Origin of the sequence: Acaryochloris marina MBIC11017, assembly GCF_000018105.1 — a bacterium.
GTDB classification, from domain to species: Bacteria; Cyanobacteriota; Cyanobacteriia; order Thermosynechococcales; family Thermosynechococcaceae; genus Acaryochloris; species Acaryochloris marina.
The window spans coordinates 584,775-603,666 of record NC_009925.1 but is presented as its reverse complement, the minus strand read 5'-3'; the positions used below and the strand labels follow the sequence as shown (position 1 = coordinate 603,666).

The 18,892-nt window shown below is 48.0% G+C and carries 16 protein-coding genes; 4 read left to right on the top strand and 12 right to left on the bottom strand.

The window, feature by feature from the left end:
• Positions 1-24: 24 nt before the first annotated feature.
• Both psbP and AM1_RS02680 read right to left on the bottom strand, forming a co-directional pair.
• The gene (psbP, locus tag AM1_RS02685) at positions 25-564 is read right to left on the bottom strand and encodes a photosystem II reaction center PsbP (protein ID WP_010470975.1); all 540 of its coding nucleotides are present in this window, start codon (positions 562-564) and stop codon (positions 25-27) included.
• 110 nt (positions 565-674) lie between these two features.
• The gene (locus tag AM1_RS02680; RefSeq protein ID WP_049783683.1) at positions 675-983 is read right to left on the bottom strand and encodes a hypothetical protein; all 309 of its coding nucleotides are present in this window, start codon (positions 981-983) and stop codon (positions 675-677) included.
• A gap of 75 nt (positions 984-1,058) precedes the next feature.
• Here AM1_RS02680 and AM1_RS02675 point away from each other — a divergent pair, with 75 nt between their 5' ends.
• A complete protein-coding gene (locus AM1_RS02675; protein ID WP_012161260.1) occupies positions 1,059-1,841 on the top strand; it encodes an ABC transporter permease in 783 nt (260 codons plus the stop codon).
• Positions 1,842-1,844: 3 nt separating this feature from the next.
• Here AM1_RS02675 and AM1_RS02670 read toward each other — a convergent pair whose 3' ends face one another.
• On the bottom strand, positions 1,845-2,279 hold the full coding sequence (locus AM1_RS02670; RefSeq protein ID WP_012161259.1) for a hypothetical protein: 435 nt from the start codon (positions 2,277-2,279) through the stop codon (positions 1,845-1,847).
• Between the two features lie 48 nt (positions 2,280-2,327).
• Entirely contained in the window at positions 2,328-3,386 is a 1,059-nt protein-coding gene (gene argC, locus AM1_RS02665; RefSeq protein WP_012161258.1) for an N-acetyl-gamma-glutamyl-phosphate reductase, read from the bottom strand.
• A 268-nt stretch (positions 3,387-3,654) separates the two neighbouring features.
• On the opposite strand from argC, the gene ribBA reads away from it, so the two are divergent.
• Together ribBA and AM1_RS02655 are read left to right on the top strand one after the other, a co-directional pair.
• Complete coding sequence (gene ribBA / locus AM1_RS02660) at positions 3,655-5,337, top strand: bifunctional 3,4-dihydroxy-2-butanone-4-phosphate synthase/GTP cyclohydrolase II (protein WP_012161257.1); 1,683 nt, start codon at positions 3,655-3,657, stop codon at positions 5,335-5,337.
• Between the two features lie 271 nt (positions 5,338-5,608).
• Positions 5,609-6,352, top strand: coding sequence for a tetratricopeptide repeat protein (locus AM1_RS02655; protein WP_041658845.1), 744 nt, complete (start codon positions 5,609-5,611; stop codon positions 6,350-6,352).
• Positions 6,353-6,375: 23 nt separating this feature from the next.
• On the opposite strand, the gene AM1_RS02650 is transcribed toward AM1_RS02655, so the two are convergent.
• From AM1_RS02650 to AM1_RS02625, 6 genes are all read right to left on the bottom strand, one after another.
• The gene (locus tag AM1_RS02650) at positions 6,376-7,749 is read right to left on the bottom strand and encodes a cytochrome P450 (protein WP_012161255.1); all 1,374 of its coding nucleotides are present in this window, start codon (positions 7,747-7,749) and stop codon (positions 6,376-6,378) included.
• 220 nt (positions 7,750-7,969) lie between these two features.
• Positions 7,970-8,362 carry a hypothetical protein gene (locus AM1_RS02645; protein WP_238549149.1) on the bottom strand — a complete coding sequence of 131 codons (393 nt, stop codon included), beginning with the start codon at positions 8,360-8,362 and terminating at the stop codon, positions 7,970-7,972.
• A 28-nt stretch (positions 8,363-8,390) separates the two neighbouring features.
• Positions 8,391-9,401: a thiamine-phosphate kinase gene (gene thiL, locus AM1_RS02640; protein ID WP_012161253.1), complete on the bottom strand. Its 1,011-nt coding sequence runs from the start codon at positions 9,399-9,401 to the stop codon at positions 8,391-8,393.
• Between the two features lie 65 nt (positions 9,402-9,466).
• Positions 9,467-10,561: a peptidylprolyl isomerase gene (locus AM1_RS02635; protein ID WP_012161252.1), complete on the bottom strand. Its 1,095-nt coding sequence runs from the start codon at positions 10,559-10,561 to the stop codon at positions 9,467-9,469.
• A 198-nt stretch (positions 10,562-10,759) separates the two neighbouring features.
• On the bottom strand, positions 10,760-11,662 hold the full coding sequence (gene murI, locus AM1_RS02630; RefSeq protein WP_083776685.1) for a glutamate racemase: 903 nt from the start codon (positions 11,660-11,662) through the stop codon (positions 10,760-10,762).
• Between the two features lie 399 nt (positions 11,663-12,061).
• Complete coding sequence (locus AM1_RS02625; protein ID WP_012161250.1) at positions 12,062-14,080, bottom strand: elongation factor G; 2,019 nt, start codon at positions 14,078-14,080, stop codon at positions 12,062-12,064.
• Positions 14,081-14,335: 255 nt separating this feature from the next.
• On the opposite strand from AM1_RS02625, the gene AM1_RS02620 reads away from it, so the two are divergent.
• Positions 14,336-15,430 carry a tetratricopeptide repeat protein gene (locus tag AM1_RS02620; protein WP_148215658.1) on the top strand — a complete coding sequence of 365 codons (1,095 nt, stop codon included), beginning with the start codon at positions 14,336-14,338 and terminating at the stop codon, positions 15,428-15,430.
• Between the two features lie 15 nt (positions 15,431-15,445).
• Here the strand turns inward: AM1_RS02620 and AM1_RS02615 are convergent, their stop codons facing one another.
• Together AM1_RS02615 and glyS are read right to left on the bottom strand one after the other, a co-directional pair.
• Positions 15,446-16,702 carry a M16 family metallopeptidase gene (locus AM1_RS02615; RefSeq protein WP_012161248.1) on the bottom strand — a complete coding sequence of 419 codons (1,257 nt, stop codon included), beginning with the start codon at positions 16,700-16,702 and terminating at the stop codon, positions 15,446-15,448.
• 32 nt (positions 16,703-16,734) lie between these two features.
• Positions 16,735-18,873, bottom strand: coding sequence for a glycine--tRNA ligase subunit beta (glyS, locus tag AM1_RS02610; RefSeq protein WP_012161247.1), 2,139 nt, complete (start codon positions 18,871-18,873; stop codon positions 16,735-16,737).
• Positions 18,874-18,892 lie beyond the last annotated feature (19 nt).

Sequence of the window (18,892 nt, the reverse complement as noted above, 5' to 3'; positions counted from 1 at the left end):
CCGCGTACTGATTAACCAACCAGTTTAGTAAACAGAGAAAGAATCCACAACGCGCTGGAACACAGGCTCAACCTTGGTCCAACGAGACTCTGGTGTGGAGAGGCTAAGGGTAAACAACTTACCCCGACGAACAACTACGGTCGAAAGGTTATGGCGCTTACCAATGGGTAAATCAACCGAATATTCAAGGGCGTAGTAGACCTTATCATCTTCTGTTCGCGAAGCTGCAGCCAATAAATCCGCTTCCTGGCCAGATTGGGAAGGTGCAATCACTGCATTCAAAAGGGTGCGGGCCACTTCAGTGGGATCTCCTAAATCCGTCAACTGAGTGTCGCTAGTGATGTCACTCACGACTACGCTCACATTTTCGGTCTCTTCGATCAGGTCATGAAACACAACGTCAGAGCTACCGGGTACTTTGATGGGTGCCCAACCATTGGGATACATAAAGGTATACCCATCAATATTGTCTGCATAAGCTTGCAATCCGGCTGTATCAGACGCGCAGGCTTGTAAGGTCAGACTTAATATAATGAGTGCAAGTGCTGCGATTCTTTTGAACATGTTTTGTGTCCTTAACCAGTTTTCCTTTGCTTGTAGACAAATTTGCTTCATTGAGTGAGTTTATTGTCGCATTGGGAGGAGCGTTACCTCCATCAATTGCAACAAGATGTTTAACCCTCTGGCTCAACATCCTTTACTTCAAACAGTTGTGGATACCAATCCGGACAAGTTGAAGACTGCTGCCAGCCAAAAGGGTGAATAGCACAGACTAACGCTTGCCGTGCTTCACTCATACCATAGGCTTTTCCGTGATAATTGGCACAACCCTGACAAGGAGACACTGCTGATTCCGTCTTAGGAGCGAATCCGACCTGAGTTTTAAGAATTTGTCGATCGCACTCTAGGCGTCGCCATCGTAAATTCAGTACTTTTAAACGAGCCTGATTAGCTTGACGAAATGGATCTCGCTTCTGCAACATGATGACCTCGCCAAGTTCAGTATCGTTTATCTTAAGGGTGTCTTACAGGAAAATCCAGGTAAAAAGGATAAGAGGATGAAGCGGTATTTTCGGGTGCTGAAGCTGTTTTGGGCAACGACCATTGCAGCAGAGATGGAATATCGCTCCAACTTTGCAATCTCGGCCCTTAGCAGCCTTGGTAATCTCGCGGGTAGCTTATTTGGCCTATCTTTGTTTTATCGTACAGGCTATACCTTCCAAGACTGGAGTTGGCATGAAGCCCTCGTTGTTTTGGGTGTCTTCACCCTCCTCCAAGGCTTTTCAGCCACCTGCCTTGTCCCAAATCTAAACCGAATTGTTCGCCACGTTCAAGAAGGCACCCTTGATTTTATTCTGCTCAAACCTATCAGCAGTCAATTTTGGTTATCCACTTATTCTGTCTCTCCTTGGGGTCTGCCCGATGTCCTTTTTGGCCTAGGGCTGATCGGCTATGCCGGATTTCAACTGGGACTAGGCTGGCAAAATTATGCCCTTGGTCTATGGCCACTGCTGTGCGGATTTCTCAGCCTCTATAGTCTCTGGTTTGTTTTGGGAGCCACCAGTATTTGGTTTGTCAAAATCTATAACGTCACAGAAGTCCTGCGGGGGCTGGTCGAAGCTGGCCGCTATCCGGTCGTAGCCTATCCAACCGCCTATCGCTTCTTTTTTACCTTTGTGATACCCGTAACATTCCTAACTACAGTGCCCGCTCAAGCCATGCTTAATCGAGCCACCTGGAATTGGAGCCTAGGGGCAGGTATACTCGCAATCGCCCTATTTATACTGTCCAATCGGTTTTGGCAATTCGCACTTCGTTTCTACACCAGTGCATCCAGCTAGTCATCAATCCACCACCACCGGATTTTCCAAAGCGCGAATTTCGACCATAGCTGCCAGCAGTCCCCCCATACCAGAGGCAATGATGCCAATGATCATTCCCACTTGAGTCCAATTGATTACAGCAAACGGCCAGACAATACTACAGATAGCAATGGGAGCCAGGACCAAGCCTACTGATAAGTTAATGGCACCGAGCAAAAAACTGGCTTTGACGGAGAGGGCTTCCCATCCAGCAGTCGCATCTTGATTGGCACGGCTAGCGATTGCTTTCACCAAAGCACCAATTCCAATCACACATCCCATTCCTGTGACCACTGCCATCGTCGTTCCTGCAGACGCCTTGGTTGAACCCACCAAAGCCCCAACCGCAGAACCCATGCCAATGGTGACGATGGTCCACACCGCCCACACCAGCCTATTTTTATGATTTGTAGCCATCTACTTAGAGAATTTGTAACTCTTTTATTTTCCCCCAATACGGTTCCCTTAGGGGTAAAAGGTTAGTTCCGGCAATCCCATGGTTTCTGGCCAACCCATCATCAAGTTCAAGCATTGGACTGCTTGCCCCGCCTGACCCTTCATCAAATTATCAATGGCAGAAATCACGATAACGCGACCGGTCCGCTGATCCACTTCTATGCCGAGGTAGCAAAGGTTTGTGCCATAGGCCCATTTCGTAAAGGGATAGGTACTGCCCGGTAAGACCTTGACCCAAGGTGAGTTCCGATAAAAGGCGCTAAAGATCGTAATCAAATCTTCTCTCACTAGCCCAGGGTCTCGCATCGTGGCATAAACCGTGGCCAAAATCCCACGGGTCATGGGTGCTAAATGAGGCGTAAACTGGACAACCACCTCTCGCCCTGCCAAATCACTACTTACCTGTTCAATTTCAGGGGTATGACGATGGTGGGCGACGCCATAAGGACCAATACTGCCATTAGCCTCAGCAAGGAGCAGATGGGTTTTAGCTTGGCGTCCTCCGCCAGAGGTGCCGGTTTTGGCATCAATAATGGCACTGTTCGGGTCAATTAAACCTTGTTTGAGCAAGGGGGCTAAAGCCAACAAACTAGCGGTGGGGAAGCACCCTGGACAGCCCACTAAGCTAGCCGTTGAAATTCCCTGTCGATAGAGTTCGGGCAAACCATAGACTGCTGTAGAGGCCAAATCACGATCTTGTCGTTTCGTCCCGTACCAATCTTCATAGGTGTCCAGGTTTGTAAATCGATAATCGGCAGAGAGATCCAAGACTTTGCAACCGCATTCCACCAAAGTCGGTGCCATCTCTGCGGCCAAACCATTGGGAAGAGCCAAAAAGACCACCTGGGTCCGCTCAACAACTTTGTCTAAATCGATGGCTTCTACTTTTAAGTCTTGTTTAAACCCCAAGTGGGGATACAAGTCTGCAAATGGACGCCCCGCACTGCTATCGCCCCCTAAATAGGCCAGATGGACATGGGGATGTTCCAACAGTAGGCGAGTCAGTTGGACCCCGCCATATCCAGACGCTCCAATAATGCCAACAGGAATATCTTCCTGAGAACCCATATTCATTTTTTCCTCAGAGGTCAGTCATACAAACAGTTAATGTAGTTCAGGCTTCCCAAAAATAACGATGATGATATCGATCACCACTTTTATTGATATCGATCACTGCATTGAATAGCAACGACTGCATTAGCTCACATGAGCTGCATTGTAGTACCAAATACCCATTTCGACTGGTTTTGGATAATCAAAGGATTCTGTGCGAACTGGCGTCCCCACCCCTTAGAATTAAGGGGAAGATGTTAAAAAACGTTACGGTACCGTCACTTTGAATCCCCACGCTACGCCAACAGACTCTTTTGAATTTGACTCCATTGAAGATGCCCTTGCGGAGTTTAAAGCGGGACATGCCATTGTCGTAGTGGATGATGAGAACCGGGAAAACGAAGGCGATCTAATTTGTGCAGCTCAATTCGCCACCCCTGACATGATTAACTTTATGGCCGTGGAAGCGCGGGGGTTGATTTGCCTAGCCATGACTGGGGAGCGATTAGACGCATTAGAGCTGCCACTGATGGTTACCAATAACACCGACATGAACCAAACGGCCTTTACCGTCAGTATCGATGCCTCTCCTCATCTAGGCGTAACAACCGGCATTTCAGCGGAAGACCGAGCCCGTACGATTCAAGTCGCCGTCAATCCAGATTCCTTACCCACAGATTTGCGACGTCCTGGGCACATTTTCCCTTTGAGAGCCCGCTCTGGTGGAGTGTTACAGCGAGCAGGTCATACTGAATCGGCGATTGATATGACTCGCTTAGCAGGGTTATATCCAGCTGGCGTAATTTGTGAAATCCAAAATCCCGATGGATCCATGGCTCGCCTACCGCAACTCAAAGACTATGCCCATGAACATCAGCTTAAAATCATCAGCATTGCCGATTTAATTAGCTATCGGCTTCAACATGAGCGGTTTGTTCATCGAGAAACTGTTGCTGATATGCCCACTGAGTTTGGCCAGTTTCAGATTTATGCTTACCGCAATCAGCTCGATCACAAAGAACATGTCGCCATTGTTAAAGGCGATCCAAAGCAGTTTGGTCAACAGCCCGTGATGGTGCGGATGCACTCCGAATGCCTCACCGGAGATGCCATCGGCTCCCTTCGGTGTGACTGTCGTATGCAGCTCCAGGCCGCTCTCAAAATGATTGAGAATGTGGGGCAGGGCGTCGTCGTGTATTTAAGACAAGAAGGCCGCGGGATTGGTCTAGTCAATAAACTGAAGGCCTATTCCTTGCAAGATATGGGTCTCGATACCGTAGAAGCAAATGAAAAGTTAGGATTTCCAGCCGATTTACGAAACTACGGTGTAGGGGCTCAAATCCTTAATGATCTGGGAATTCAAAAAATTCGCCTGATTACCAATAACCCCCGTAAGATAGCAGGGCTCAAAGGCTATGGGTTGGAAGTTGCTGATCGAGTCCCCTTGCTAATCGAGGCCAACACCTACAATACGACCTACTTAAACACTAAGGCAGAAAAGCTAGGTCATATGCTGTTGCAAACCTACCTGATGACGATTGCTATTCGATGGCAGGATGAACCCTTAGATGTGACTCAGCGCTACGACCGTCTCGAAAAACTTCGTCATTTGGCAGACAACCAGCATCTTTTACTGCAAGAAGAGGCCCGTCCTGTAGCAATAGCGCTATTCGAAGGCCCCTCCTTGATTTGTCATTTAGGTTTAGACCAGCCAGATGTTGCCTCGGCAGATTGGTATCAACAAAAAGGACACCCTTACCGGGAAGCGGTTACTCGTATCTTTGGAGATTTAAAGCAGGATTCTAATGTTGCTAGTGTTGAATTTTTGATTTCTTCTGGCACCGATCCGCTCAAAAATCTCCAAGTCAAATTAGACCGAAAAAGCATTAAGGCAGATCAATTACCTTTACCCTTATGTCATGATTTAGAAACACAAACAATCTATAGCGTTGACCTAAGCGAATAGCTATTTCTATATAGGAACATACCTATATAACCTGAGTTCAGGATAATCTTAAACCTTCATTCTTGCGTGGAAGAATCTAAAAAATGGTCTTAACCTGAACTTAGATTCTGTAGGTATTTATAGGAAATCAGGCTGCTAGACGATAGTCAAAATCATTATAGCCATTCGTTTTTTGACCTAGAAAATCGTGATTTTTATTCAAAAACTTGAAATTCGATCACCTAAAGGTTGGAAATGGGAAACCTAAGGGTAATTCATAAGACTACCTTTGATGTTTCATATTGTTGTATTTGCCACAACGGGTTTTTGGATGTATGCGATCTTCGATTGCATCCGAAACGATCCAGATCGAAATGTTTGGATCTGGCTGTTGCTATTCTTTAACTATCTGGGTGCTGTCATTTATTTCGCGACGAGAATGCTACCGCGAATGAATACATCTTCAGCTCCCAGCTACTTTAAACGCTGGACTAAAGGACGAGAGTTACGAGCGGCCGAAGCTGCAGTCGTTAATATTGGTAAATCACACCAGTATGTTCAATTGGGTAACGTCTTGCTGGAGATGAGTAAAGTAACTCAAGCGGAGGAAGCCTTTCAAGAAGCCATTTCCAAAGAGCCCAACTATCTCGATGCCTTATGGGGACTCGCGTCAGTGGCAACAGCTGCCAAACGATGGGAGGAAGCTCAAGCTTATCTACAGCAGATTCTATCTCTTGATTCTGAATATAAACGGGGCGATGCTTCCTTGCTGCTGGGTAAGGTTCTCGTCGCCAGTGAACAGAGAGAACTAGCAAAACCCCACCTCATTCAAGATATTAAAGCCTGGAGTCATCCTGAGGCAGCATTAATATTGGCTACGCTCCAAGCTGAAGATGGTGAGAAACAGGATGCCTACGAAATCTTAAAAACAATGCTGTCAAAACTGAAAGCTTGCCCTGAGTTCTATTACAGACAGCACCGCCATATCGCTAATAAAGCAGACCGAATGCTCCAGAGCCTAGAGAAGGAACTCTAGGAGACAACAATTTAATCCAAAATTTAGCCACCTAGGCGGGTAGCTAGCATAGGCACACCCCCTGCTGGCGTAAAGGTAATTCCCCGCCGAACGGGTTGAATAGGTTTTGAGCTGACCAATTGTAGGCTGGTTTGCCTGAGAATGGTGGCCAGCACTAATTTCATCTCAAATAGGGCAAATGCATATCCTAAACAGCGCCGATTACTCCCGCCAAAGGGGAAATACTCATAGGGTGAAAACTGGCGCTCTAAAAAGCGCTCCGGTCGGAAGGCATTGGGATTGGGGTAGAGATCTTCGCGGTGGTGCACCAGATAAATACAGGGGGTCAGCATTGCTCCTGGAGGCAGATCGTAGCCCATAACTCGTAGAGGCTGTTTGAGAGTACGGCTAAAGGTAAACAACACCAGGGGATAAATGCGCAGTGTTTCTGAGCAAACTGCGCTGAGATAGGGGAGCTTGGCAATCTCACTCGGGTCTGTATCTGGGGTGATATCCCTTAACTCTGCTAATAATTTCGTCCGCACTTCTGGAACCTTATGGATCCAGTAGAAGGCCCAAGCCAACGCAGACGCCGTGGTTTCATGGCCAGCAAAAAGAAGCGTCATCAACTCGTCCCGAAGCTCGGCATCACTCATGGGTTCTCCCTGCTCATCTTGGGCAGCAAGGAGCAGGCTGAGAATATCTTGTCCCAATGGCTGTTGCCGCCGTTCCTGAATCTCAGCCAATAGCAGCTCATTGATGGCTTGTCGGCGTCGCAAGAATTTCCCCCATAAGCTCCAAGGGCCTAAGTCTTTTTGCAACCCGGTGAGAAAGAGATGGCTCGACCCCAAAGGAGTATCGAAGGTATGGAGCATCTCGTCCAGAAGCTGACTGAGCTGCTGAAATCGCTCATTGTTGTCAATCCCAAAGATGGTCCGGAGAATGACCCGAAGGGTAATTTCTTGGGTGGCTGAGCGCATCACAAAGGGCTGATTTTGGGGCCATTCTTGGGAGACTTGAGTTGCGATCGCACACATGGCATCGCCATAGGCCCGCATTCGCTCACCGTGAAAGGGAGGCATTACCAATTTCCGCCGTTTTTTATGGGCTTCTCCTTCTAACAGCAGAAGTCCTTGATCACCTGTAATGGGAGAGATGATCTGATTGCCACTGACACTATCAAAAAGGCTGGGGTCAGTGGTAAAAACCTGCTCAATGGCATCTGGGTGACTAAGGATCACAAAGGGGGGGAAGCCAAAGGATCGCCCTTCAAAGATGTCGCCATACTGAGCATAGGCGTTCTCTAGATATGGAATGGGATCGGCTATAGCTCGTATCGTTTGCAGCCACGTCGGTACTGGAATACGAGGAATGGGTGCAGAGGGAGTAGGGGCTAGGGTAGGTGCTGTAGCAGTCATGGTTTGTCCTCCAAGCTAACAATAGGCTAACCTTGATTCCACTCTCATGGCAGACCTAATATATAGCTAGGGAAGATCAGAATCTTAGGGAGAAACTTAAGGGAAAAACTAAGGTTCTGGTTTTGGTGCATCTGCTTGATTAGTTGCAGAATTAGAAACAGTGGATGTTAAGAATCGTCCCATCCTCGCGGGCATACCTGCCAGGCATTTTACTTTTTAATCAGCCATCATCACACTTGCACTGTGTTGTATCGAGAGTACCTTTTGCTTCTAGATAAGCAATCATTTCCTTTGCTCGTTTAGTCCCTCCCCAACCAATATCAGGATGCAACAACATTGAGAACCTAGCTGCAAGATATTCTGCATCCCCCCAATTCAGTTGAAGCTTTTTTTGCGATTTACCTATCCATAGAGTGGGGGGCCAGTAACCTATTCGATCGTAGTTATGGTTCTTTCTAACCTGTAATTCCAGTTCACAAATTCCGTCATTGGCAGTAGTATAAGCCATCCAGTATGATCCACCATCGCGAATAATGTCTGCATACTGAATTGAATCTGGGATTGGAAAATTGGCCATAAGAATTTGACTTGATGCAACGAAAAAAATGAACATCCGTACAAATTTGATCTAATGCACAAAATTATTGGAAATGTTGGTAGCCTTTTTGCATTTCTAACAAAAACCCCTCCCCATTTGGCTTGAGTAAAGTAACATCACCTTCAGCAACTATTTGACCAATGATCATTGCGGTTGGATTAATTCTCTTCAGCAATTCCTGAGCAGAAGGTAAAGGTAAACATAGCACTAACTCAAAATCTTCCCCTCCATAAAGCGCCCATTCTATCGCTTGCTCTGAGGTTAAAACTTGGGTGTTATTAAAGCTCATTGGTATCGGAATTTGAGTTTGCAGGATCTCAGCCCCCACTCCGCTCGCTCTACAAATTTGCAAAACGGCATCCGCCAACCCGTCACTACTATCCATTCCTGTCACTCTAGGAACAGGTGTGAGTTGTTGGAGCGCTTGAATCACATCTAATCGGGGTTGAGGACGCTGATGAGCCTGTTTTAATGCTAAGTACTCTGCCGAACTCAATACCTGTCCCCAATCTGGGTGGAGTAAAAGCTCCAATCCCGCCCGAGCAGAACCATGAACCCCCGTGACCACAATTGCATCTCCCGGTTGAGCCGTAGAACGCAAAATTTGCTGATGGGGCGAGACCTCCCCTAACGCCGTCATACTCACGGTAATCACTGGTGATCGACTTAAATCTCCACCAATAATGGCTGTTCCATAAGTGTTTAAGCAATCAGCTACCCCCTGATAAAACTGATCAAGCCAGCTAACTGGTAACGTTTCAGGTAAGCCCAGACTAATGGTCAGCCCCAAAGGACTCGCTCCCATAGCCGCAATATCAGATAAATTGGCAGCAGCAGAACGCCAGCCTACATCAGCGGGAGATGTGGTGCGATCGCAAAAATGAATCCCATCCACCAACATATCCGTCGTCACCACTAGGAGATGTCCTGCACGCGGTGTGAGTACTGCAGCATCATCACCCACCATACGGGTTTCACAGAACTGATACAGCCGTTGTAATACCTGTTGCTCACCCAACTCGGCAACAGTGACACCTAAGTTGTTCTTTTCCATCTGTCCCTGATCAAAAAAAGGCTTGGAAGCAGCTCCCAAGCCTATTGTGGTTGATGCTTGTGAATTTAGACGAGATTCTCAGCCCCTTTAATCACCCGAGCAGACTCAATCACATCGCCAGGCTTAATCGTACCGAGAACATCTTGACCATCCACCACATAACCAAAGACCGCATAACGACCATCCAATAGATTGGATCCAGCAGGGGTTAGTTCAGGCTCAAAGAGCAAGAAAAAGAACTGGGAGGAACCGCCGTTAGCATCATCCCCTGGACGAGCCATAGCCATCGTGCCGTAGGAAGAGAAGGTCAATACTGGCTCATCCAAGTAAATTCCTAAATCCTCCAAAGTAGATCCATAAATTGGCTCAGAATCCCCCTTAACCATGATTTCTAGGGGGATAGCTCGGTATTCTCCAGTGTCAGGATCAATAAAGCCAGCATCAGGGCCATCTGGATCGCCAGTTTGAACCACATAGGATTCTTCAGCCCGCGTAAACTTCAGGCCATCGTAAAATTTGCGCTGTACTAGATCAACAAAGTTGCCTGCGGTCACAGGAGCACTATAGCCATCTACCACCACAGTCATGTCACCTTTATTGGTCGTGATGGCAATCGTGGCTCTACCTTTTAATTGAGGCAGATCTTGGTATTCTTCAGGCACCTCAAAAGGAAACTCTGTAAGCATCGCCTCTTCAATAATGCCGACTCGATCAGCTAGAGGCTTACGAATCGTATTGAATTGGTCAATATCTTTGGCCGCTACAGCATCTTCTAAATCCAACAATGCTTGAGCAATGAAATCCAACTGCTCTGATGCAACCGCCTGCTGGTCTGGAGCAACCGCAGCCAAAATATCAGAACGGTGACGCTCAAGGGTTCGTTTAGCTTTCCCCAATCCCTTGCGAATTTCAGGCCATCGCTTACCTCGAATTTGGGGTGTCGTTCCCTCTACGGCATTTTGAATTTCCCGGATATAGGGCTCATCAATGGGTAAAGCAAAGCGCAGAATACTGCTGCCATCTTTCACAGCATTTGCCGTTGGCAAAACCGATAGGGGCAGAAACGGTGCAGACCAGGCTGGGCCAGACAGACCAAGAGAGAATACGAGGGTGAGCAGCAGCAGGGCTGTTCTTTTCAACCAAGAATGAAGACTATACATAGATCCTAAAATTGCAACTTAAATCAAGCCAGCTCGATCGTGAGCCACCCCACGAGGCTAGAGTTGTTGTTCTATATCAACAATCCATAAACCTAGTCAAACCAATCAGCTAAAGTTGAAACGAATCAACAATAGCGATCATGACGTGTTTGCGAGCCTCTGCCTTACATTAAGGACAGCAATCTTGATCTGGTAGATTTAAATCTGCTCAACAGCCTCAATAGATTGTGGTGAGGCGAGTTCAGGCAAGATAACCTTCTCAACGACTGGCAGAAACCCTAGCCATTGGTAGGATAACTCAGCAAACTGTTCGGGACAACCACTGACAAAGAACCGAGTCGTTTGAGCAGCGTGTCCGTTCTGCAATTGGAGAAGCTTTAGCTCTTGTTTGGCGGCTGTCGTGATATACACAGCTGGGTCAACGGTTTTCACATGAGAAGGTAAAACCTGTCGAATTACACCAGACAAGTGAGGGTAATGGGTGCATCCATATACAAGAGTGTCAATTCCTTGTTGCAAGAGGGGGTGCAAGTGTTGGTGGACAATTTGAAGCGTTTCAGGTTCGCGAATACGGTTATGTTCAATGAGAGGAACAAATTCTGGGCAGGCCTCTTGGAAAACCTTGGCAGTGGTATTGACCTCTTGAATCGCTTGCGGATAACTTTCACTCGCCACAGTGGCAGGTGTTGCGATCACACCAATCCGTTTCCCTTGTTTAACGGCTGCTCGTGCCCCTGGCAAAATAATCCCTAAGATTGGAATATCAAACTCAGCGCGTACTTCATCTAAGGCCAATGCCGAACTTGTATTGCAGGCCATAATCGCCATTTTGATGGGCTGAGAAGTCATCCAGCACAGAATTTGGCGAACGAACCCGAGAATTTCGGCCTGGGAGCGCGTTCCATAGGGAACATTAGCCGTATCCCCAAAATAAAGAAAAGACTCATTAGGAAGCTGCTGCTGCAATTCCTTTAGAACCGTTAATCCCCCCACACCACTATCAAAAACGCCTATGGGTAATTGCTGAGGGGAATAAGCACTTGTATTTCTTCGAACGTAGCTGGGGATACCATCGAGATCGCCTTCGCTTCTTTTCCGCACAACGACTGTAACTCCTCACAAACACAAACAACACACACACACTTGACTACGCATTATTGCTTAGAATATGCATTTTTGCCTAGAGGCACCTGACAATATACCTTGAGCTAGAGTATTTTTATTCCCTTTACAAGAAAATATAATCTTTGCTCATTAGTAATGGCTGTGACCTTAAACAGTTAGAGGCTGTGATCCAAGCGCTTAACACTGATAGCAGGATTAACATTCCCGCTTTGTATAGAAAATATGCAGCCTAACTAAGGATAGGCAAAAGAACTTCATAATTTATCAATATTTGGGAGAAATTGGTTTGTAAATCTACAGGAATTCCCAAAAAAAGTGATGCGGTTGATACCAACAGACCGCATCACAATAATTCGGAGAAAGACGAGGAAAACCTTAGAATTCTGTTTCGACTCTTGCCAAAACACGTTCAGCCACTTTGTCGGGTACTTCTTCTAAGTGGTCGTCTCGCCAAATAAAGAAGCCCACCCCTTGAGTGAGGGATCTCAACTCAATAATCAGACTTTGCATCTCTGCCATCGGTAAGTAGGCCGAGATTTCATCCCAGCTATCCCAACCGCTTTTGCCTTCATAGCCTAGAACCTGGCCTCGATGATTGCTAATCAAGCGCAGGACCTGAGACGTGAACTTCGTGGGCGTTGACAAGATCACCCGCTCAATGGGTTCCAAAAGCACAGGCTGACAGTTGGGAAGTCCAGACTGCATGGCAATCCGAGCAGCCTGCTTAAACGCCTGTTCTGAGCTATCCACAGAGTGGTAGGACCCATCCGTCAGGGTGACATCAATATCCACGATGGGGAAACCCAAGACGCCATGCTGGAGAAATTCACGAACTCCCATCTCTACACCTGGAATATATTGACGAGGGACTACCCCTCCTACAATGGTTTCCTTAAACGTAAAGCCTTCTCCTCTAGCTTTGGGTTTGATATCTAACCGCACATCCCCAAATTGACCATGGCCACCCGTTTGGTGCTTATAGCGACCATGACTAGAGGCAGACTTCCGAATACTTTCCTTATAGGGGACATGGGGGGTATGGGTTTTAATCGGTAACTTATGCTTTCGTCCTAGCCGATCGATGGCAATTTTTAAGTGGATATCGCCTTGTCCCCACAGAATGATCTCATGGGTCGTCTCTCGATGCTCCCAACTTAAGCTGGGATCTTCTTCCAGAAGTTTACTAACGGCACTACTGAGCTTAACTTCGTCTTTGCGGTCTCTGGGAGCAATCGCCAGGGAGTAAACCGGTTCTAGCTGTTGAGCCGTGGGTAAATCCGGCACGGCAGATCCATCGACAACAACCAGCGTATCCCCCGTTTTGACGCCATCTAAACGGCTTAAAGCCACAATGTCCCCAGCCTCTGCTTGGGTAAGCGTTTTTTGCTGTTGCCCCAATAAACGATAGATGCCTCCCACTCGAACTTGATTTAAGATCATGCCATCGGTCAGGGTGCCTTGCCACACTCGCACTAGGGATAGTTTGCCGCCCTGGGGAGAGAAATAGTTTTTCAGGACCTGGGCAACCAGACGATCTGAGCTGGGCTCTAGTTCACGAGATTTAGCCGTGTCATTCGCCTCAGGTGCTTCCTTCTCTAGGGCATCCAGGAGAGGGCGTACACCATACCCAGCCTCGGCCACTCCCACAAAGACGGGTACAATTAAATCAGCCCCGAGTTCTGTTTTCAGATCTTGTAGGACTTCAGATTGAGGGGGCTCGATATCTTCTAGTAATTCTTCTAAAAGGTGATCATCAAAATCGGCGAGCGCTTCCAACATTTCTGTATGGGCCGCCTTTTCCTGGTCTGCCAACTCTGCGGGTAGAGGCATCGGATCTGCTGGAGAGTCGGGATGGTAATGGAACGCTTGTTCCGAAACGAGATCGATGAATCCCTGAAGGTCTTCATTTTGGCCAATGGGATATTGATGGAGGACCAGTGGACGGCTGGAGACCTGCTTGAGGGCATCCAAGACTTCGCTAAAGGGGGAATTGGCGCGATCCATTTTATTGATAAACACCAGATGGGGAATCTCCCATTCATCTAGGGTTTGAAACAAGGGGGCCAGAGTGAGAACCTTCTGGGGTTCCGGTTCACAAACCACCACCGCAGCATCAACCCCAACCAGACAGTTAAGGGTTTCTTGCAATAACTCGACGGAACCTGGGCAGTCTAAAAAAGTAAAAGAAAGGCCGCCATGTTCAAAACTGGCAGCCGTTACTTCTGTACTCATTTGGCGCTCCCGGGCTTCAGCACTTGCATCCCCCACGGTGTTGCCTTCTTTTACGGACCCTTTTCGGGTGGTGACCTCCGTGACATGAAGTAAACTTTCGAGGAGCGTTGTTTTGCCACTGGAATAGGGACCCACCAGGGCGATATTTCGGAAACTATTCATAGTTGCCTCGTTGATGGACGATAGTGTTGCGATCAAGCACAGCTTGCAAAATGAAGAAAATTGAAACTAGAAGGGGTAAATCTCAGTCTCATGAATGAAGGAGTTCCTGCTCGTAGACTGCAGAGACTTGAGACGTACCTCCGGTGTAACTCAGGATTCAGTCTGTTTTAGTAAAAATGCCATTTCTTTTAAGGCAGGGTTAACAACAGTGAAGTATGTTGACGTTTTTGTAATCAGGAGAGATGAATGTTAAGCATGCGCTTACTAAGCACCAGTATTTTGTTGATTCTGGGGGTTGGAGTCATCATTCCTGAACAGGTAAACAGCCCGGTTCACGCTGAGCCTATCGCCCAGGTCAATAAAGATCGCCAACTCTTTCAGCTATTTAAGAAAGGTAAAGAGTTAGTGGAGGCCAATGATTTAGATATGGCCTTGCAAGCGTATCGGCAAGCCACTCTTTTAGATACCAAAAACCCACGCATATTCTCAGCGATTGGCTATATTCAGGCTCAAAGAAAGGATTTTGCGAGATCAGTCGAAGCCTATAAAAAAGCGATCGCATTAGATGGCAAAAATGCCAATTTCCACTATGCCTTGGGGTATAGCTTGGGTAACTTGGGCCAAAATGACCAAGCTGCGGCAGCTTATCAAAAAGTAATTGAATTGGAACCCAAAAATGTTCGGGCCTATGAAGGCCTAGCGGTCATTTACAGTCGTCAACAGAAATATGACGAGGCCTTTCAAAACTTTCAAAAAGTCATCGAGATTAACCCCAAGAATGGTGGAGCCTACAACTCGATTGGCCTGATCCACTTAAAAAGGAATCAGGTAGAGCCCGCCGTTACTAATTTGGAAAAAGCCGCCACCCTCTCTCCCAAAAATGGCGAAATTCAGATGAATCTGGCTTTGGCCTATGCCGCCCAAGGTAAAACGGAAGAAGGATTAGTAGCCCTAGATAAAGCGGTCAAATTAGATCCAAGAAACCCTAAGGTCCATTTGCGGACGGGACAGCTATTGCAGAGCCAGGGCAACAACGAGCGGGCTATAACAGCCTATAAACAGGCCTTGCGGCATGACAAGAATTTAGGGGCAGCCCACGAAGGTCTGGGGGATGTCTTGATGCAAAAAGGGGATGCATTAGGGGCTGTGGTTGCCTTTCGCCAAGCCACTAAGCTAGAAAAGCGTAACCCTAGCGCCTTTTATAAATTAGCCAAAGCGCTGATTGCCCGAAACCGCCATCGGGAAGCCATTCCTGAATTACACAAGGCTCGCCAGCTATACCAGCTTCAGCGCCAAGCCGATGGGGTCAAAAAAGTGGATACCCTCTTGAAACAGTTATCGGTCAGTTAAGGTCGGCATTAGGGATTAAGACTTTGGCAGTACCTTTAACACCCGGTAAGCAGTCGTGGAGAGGTAGGTCTGGGCAGCCTGCTGCAAATCAGCTGGGGTCAGCTGCTGAATATGTTGTGGATACAGAAGACCAGCCTCTAGGTTATGGGCGATCGCATGGTGGTATCCATAAAGACCTGCTCGACTAGACGGGCTTTCAGTACCAAATAAATGCTGATTGACCAGTTGTCGTTGTCGTCGAGCCAGTTCTGATCCAGGCAAAGCTTCATCTTGGAGCTGACGCAAATGATTGACAATTTCCGCTTCTACCCGTTCCAAGTTCTCTGGTGGCACCTGGGCGGAGATCCAAAATAATCCTTGCCACACCTGAGTCAGGTTACTCACAGAAATACGCTCAACCCACTGTTTCTCTTCCCGCAAGGATTTGACTAAGCGAGAGTTTCGTCCACCCCCTAAGATCCTGGCTAGGACATCTAAGGTATAGGTTTGGGAGAGCTGTTGAATACCTGGGACTCGCCATAGCAACACTAAACGAGCTTGAGTCAGTTTAGGGTCAACGACCGTTTGCCGAGTAATTTCAACAAAAGGCGGTTCGAGGGATTGGACTGGAGCCAGGGGAGGAGGGCGAGAAGGGGTGGCAAATTCTTGAACTACGGTTTCAACCATCTGCTCTACGGGTAAATTCCCCACCACAACGGCAGTGATATTTTCGGGATGATACCAGGACCGATGATGGTCGTACATTTGCTCTGGAGCCAGGGATTGGATCACTTCAGCAGGACCCAGAACCGGTCGCCGATAGGGTAATTGGGCATATCCCAAGGTCATGGCTTGGCGAAATAACCGACGGCGAACATTATCATCAGACCGTCGAATTTCTTCTAAGACAACAAGTCGTTCCCGCTCGAAGCTCTCGACATCAAGGCGAGCATTGAGGGTTAGATCGATTTGCAAAGGAGCGATCGTAGTAAAGTCTTGGGGAGCAACGGTGACGTAAAAACAGGTATAGTCCTGGCTGGTGACCGCATTGGTGACGCCGCCTCGGGCTTCCACCTGGCGCTCAAACTCACCTTCGGGAAGCTGCTCCGTCCCCTTAAACACCATATGCTCTAAAAAATGGGCCATCCCATTGATGGCGTCGTCCTCCACCGCCGACCCCGCATTGACCCACAAACTAAAGTTGACCGCATCCACGGGTAGATGTTCGGCAATAACCGTTAACCCTTCAGGGGTACGGTGGCAGGAGGGATGCAGTAATGGGGGAGTTGCCATGGAGGCAAAGGCACTGTGCGTTCTTCTATATTCTAGCTTTTGACAATCGCACCGAAGTCCCCGAGCACGAGGGCGTGATTTCGTAATAGACCTAGTAAATTTAAGCGATTCGCTCGTAAATCGGCATCTTCCGCTATTACTAAGACACTATCGTCGCCATCAAAAAATTGGCTAACGGATGGAGCAATTTTGGTTAAGCCTTGAACCAGCTTTTGATAGTCTCGCGAAGACTGGGCCGCTTGTGTTTGAGGTAAAAGGGTGAGTAAGCCATCATAAAAGACCTGCTCAGAAGACTGTTCAAACAGCTTTGGCTGAACTACTCCCTTCGGATCCAGTACATCTGAGGCTAGATCTCCTTTGGTAGCTAGGCGAGCAGCTCGATTGACGGTTTCATAGATCGTATCCAAGGTGCCGTTGGTGCGAATCGTCTGCAGATACTGGGCGCGATCGCGTCCATCTAACACATCCACTAGGACTCGCTGAGTATGCTCGCCCTTTTCTCCTAAAACGGCATTGACCAAGTCATAGTCAATAGTCTGCTCATCTTGCAGGAGGCTACGGAGACGCTGACCAAAGAAGTCTCGAAGCTGTTGGACCTCAGGCTGAAATTTAGCAAAGGTCTGAGCAAAGGCAGCAGTCGTTTCGGTCAGGAGTTGGTCTAGATTGAGATCTAGATTGGCAGCCCAGACAATATTGAGAATGGCGTTGGCTGCTCGGCGCAGGGCAAAGGGGTCAGAAGACCCTGTGGGTATCATCCCCAGACCAAAAATACTGACCAGGGTATCCAGACGATCGGCAATACCAACAATTTGCCCCACCAGGGTCTGTGGAAGCTGGTCATTGGCCCCTTTGGGCAGGTAATGCTCGACGATGGCAGTGGCAATCTCGGTGGGTTCACCACTTGCGATCGCATATTTCTCCCCCATCACCCCCTGCAGTTCTGGAAACTCGCCCACCATTTGGGTTACGAGATCCGCCTTACAAAGCTGGGCTGCCCGCTCGACTTGCTGAGTCACCTTCTGATCGAGCTGGAGTTGTTTTGCAACCCACAGGGCATTGGCCTGGATGCGATCCACCTTGGCCCGAACAGACCCCAAATCTTCTTGGAAGGTAACCGTCTCTAGCTTGGGCAAATACTCTGCTAAGGGCATGGCCTGGTCAGCCTTATAGAAGAACTGACCATCGGCTAATCGAGCCCGAATCACCCGTTCATTGCCCGATGAAATAATGTCTGATTTGGCTGGATCACCATTGGAAATAGTAATGAAGTGGGGCAAGAGCTTCGCGCCCTTGGGGGCCTCCACCGGGAAATAGCGCTGATGGCTGACCATCTCCGTTGTAATCACCTCAGCAGGCAGTTCCAAAAATTCTGACTCAAAACCTCCCACCACGGCCGTCGGCCATTCCACTAAATAGGTGACTTCCGCCAGCAGATCTTCAGAAATAACGGCCTTACCTTTAACGGCCTTAGCACAGGCGTGAACCTGTTCTTTGATCAGGGTTTGACGCTGCTCTGGATCCACCTGAACGGAAGCCTTTTCTAAGGTCGCCACATAGTCTTGGGGATGCTTAATCGTTACTGGGTCTGGATGCAGAACTCGATGGCCTGAAGAAGTGCGATCGCTGGATATCGTACCTGTTGAATTCTCCAATTTAATAGGTATAAGATGGTCGTCCAGCAACGAGACCAACCAGCGAATGGGGCGGGAGAACTTTACCTCGCCATCGCTCCAACGCATAAACCGCTTGCCTTCTAGGCTAAAAATCCAGGTGGGGATTAGGTCGGCTAAAACATCAACCGCCGGTTTACCCAGAGTCGTTTTCTGAACAAAAATAAATTCGCCTTTTTCCGTATCGCGCAGCTCAAAATCTTTAATCTCAACCCCCTGTTTGCGGGCAAATCCTTCAGCCGCTTTGGTGGGTTTGCCATCCTTAAACGCAGCTTTTGCTGGGGGACCTTTGACTTCGACCGTTTGGTCCGGCTGCTGGTCTGGCAGGCCTTCTGCCAAAATAGCCAGTCGTCGAGGGGTGCCGTAAACCTTCAGAGATTGGGGGGTGAGCAGGTGTTCCTCTAGGCTGTTTGGGATGTGCGATCGCCATTGCTGAATCGCCGACTCCACAAAACTTGCGGGCAACTCTTCTGTCCCTACTTCTAATAAAAACGTCGCCATCACCGACCCCGCTGGAATA

What these genes read in the sequence shown, in the direction of transcription:
- psbP (WP_010470975.1), bottom strand. Translation starts at nt 564, where the DNA reads ATGTTCAAAAGAATCGCAGCACTTGCACTCATTATATTAAGTCTGACC.
- AM1_RS02680 (WP_049783683.1), bottom strand. Translation starts at nt 983, where the DNA reads ATGTTGCAGAAGCGAGATCCATTTCGTCAAGCTAATCAGGCTCGTTTA.
- AM1_RS02675 (WP_012161260.1), top strand. Translation starts at nt 1,059, where the DNA reads ATGAAGCGGTATTTTCGGGTGCTGAAGCTGTTTTGGGCAACGACCATT.
- AM1_RS02670 (WP_012161259.1), bottom strand. Translation starts at nt 2,279, where the DNA reads ATGGCTACAAATCATAAAAATAGGCTGGTGTGGGCGGTGTGGACCATC.
- argC (WP_012161258.1), bottom strand. Translation starts at nt 3,386, where the DNA reads ATGGGTTCTCAGGAAGATATTCCTGTTGGCATTATTGGAGCGTCTGGA.
- AM1_RS02655 (WP_041658845.1), top strand. Translation starts at nt 5,609, where the DNA reads ATGTTTCATATTGTTGTATTTGCCACAACGGGTTTTTGGATGTATGCG.
- AM1_RS02650 (WP_012161255.1), bottom strand. Translation starts at nt 7,749, where the DNA reads ATGACTGCTACAGCACCTACCCTAGCCCCTACTCCCTCTGCACCCATT.
- AM1_RS02645 (WP_238549149.1), bottom strand. Translation starts at nt 8,362, where the DNA reads ATGTTCATTTTTTTCGTTGCATCAAGTCAAATTCTTATGGCCAATTTT.
- thiL (WP_012161253.1), bottom strand. Translation starts at nt 9,401, where the DNA reads ATGGAAAAGAACAACTTAGGTGTCACTGTTGCCGAGTTGGGTGAGCAA.
- AM1_RS02635 (WP_012161252.1), bottom strand. Translation starts at nt 10,561, where the DNA reads ATGTATAGTCTTCATTCTTGGTTGAAAAGAACAGCCCTGCTGCTGCTC.
- AM1_RS02625 (WP_012161250.1), bottom strand. Translation starts at nt 14,080, where the DNA reads ATGAATAGTTTCCGAAATATCGCCCTGGTGGGTCCCTATTCCAGTGGC.
- AM1_RS02620 (WP_148215658.1), top strand. Translation starts at nt 14,336, where the DNA reads ATGCGCTTACTAAGCACCAGTATTTTGTTGATTCTGGGGGTTGGAGTC.
- AM1_RS02615 (WP_012161248.1), bottom strand. Translation starts at nt 16,702, where the DNA reads ATGGCAACTCCCCCATTACTGCATCCCTCCTGCCACCGTACCCCTGAA.
- glyS (WP_012161247.1), bottom strand. Translation starts at nt 18,873, where the DNA reads ATGGCGACGTTTTTATTAGAAGTAGGGACAGAAGAGTTGCCCGCAAGT.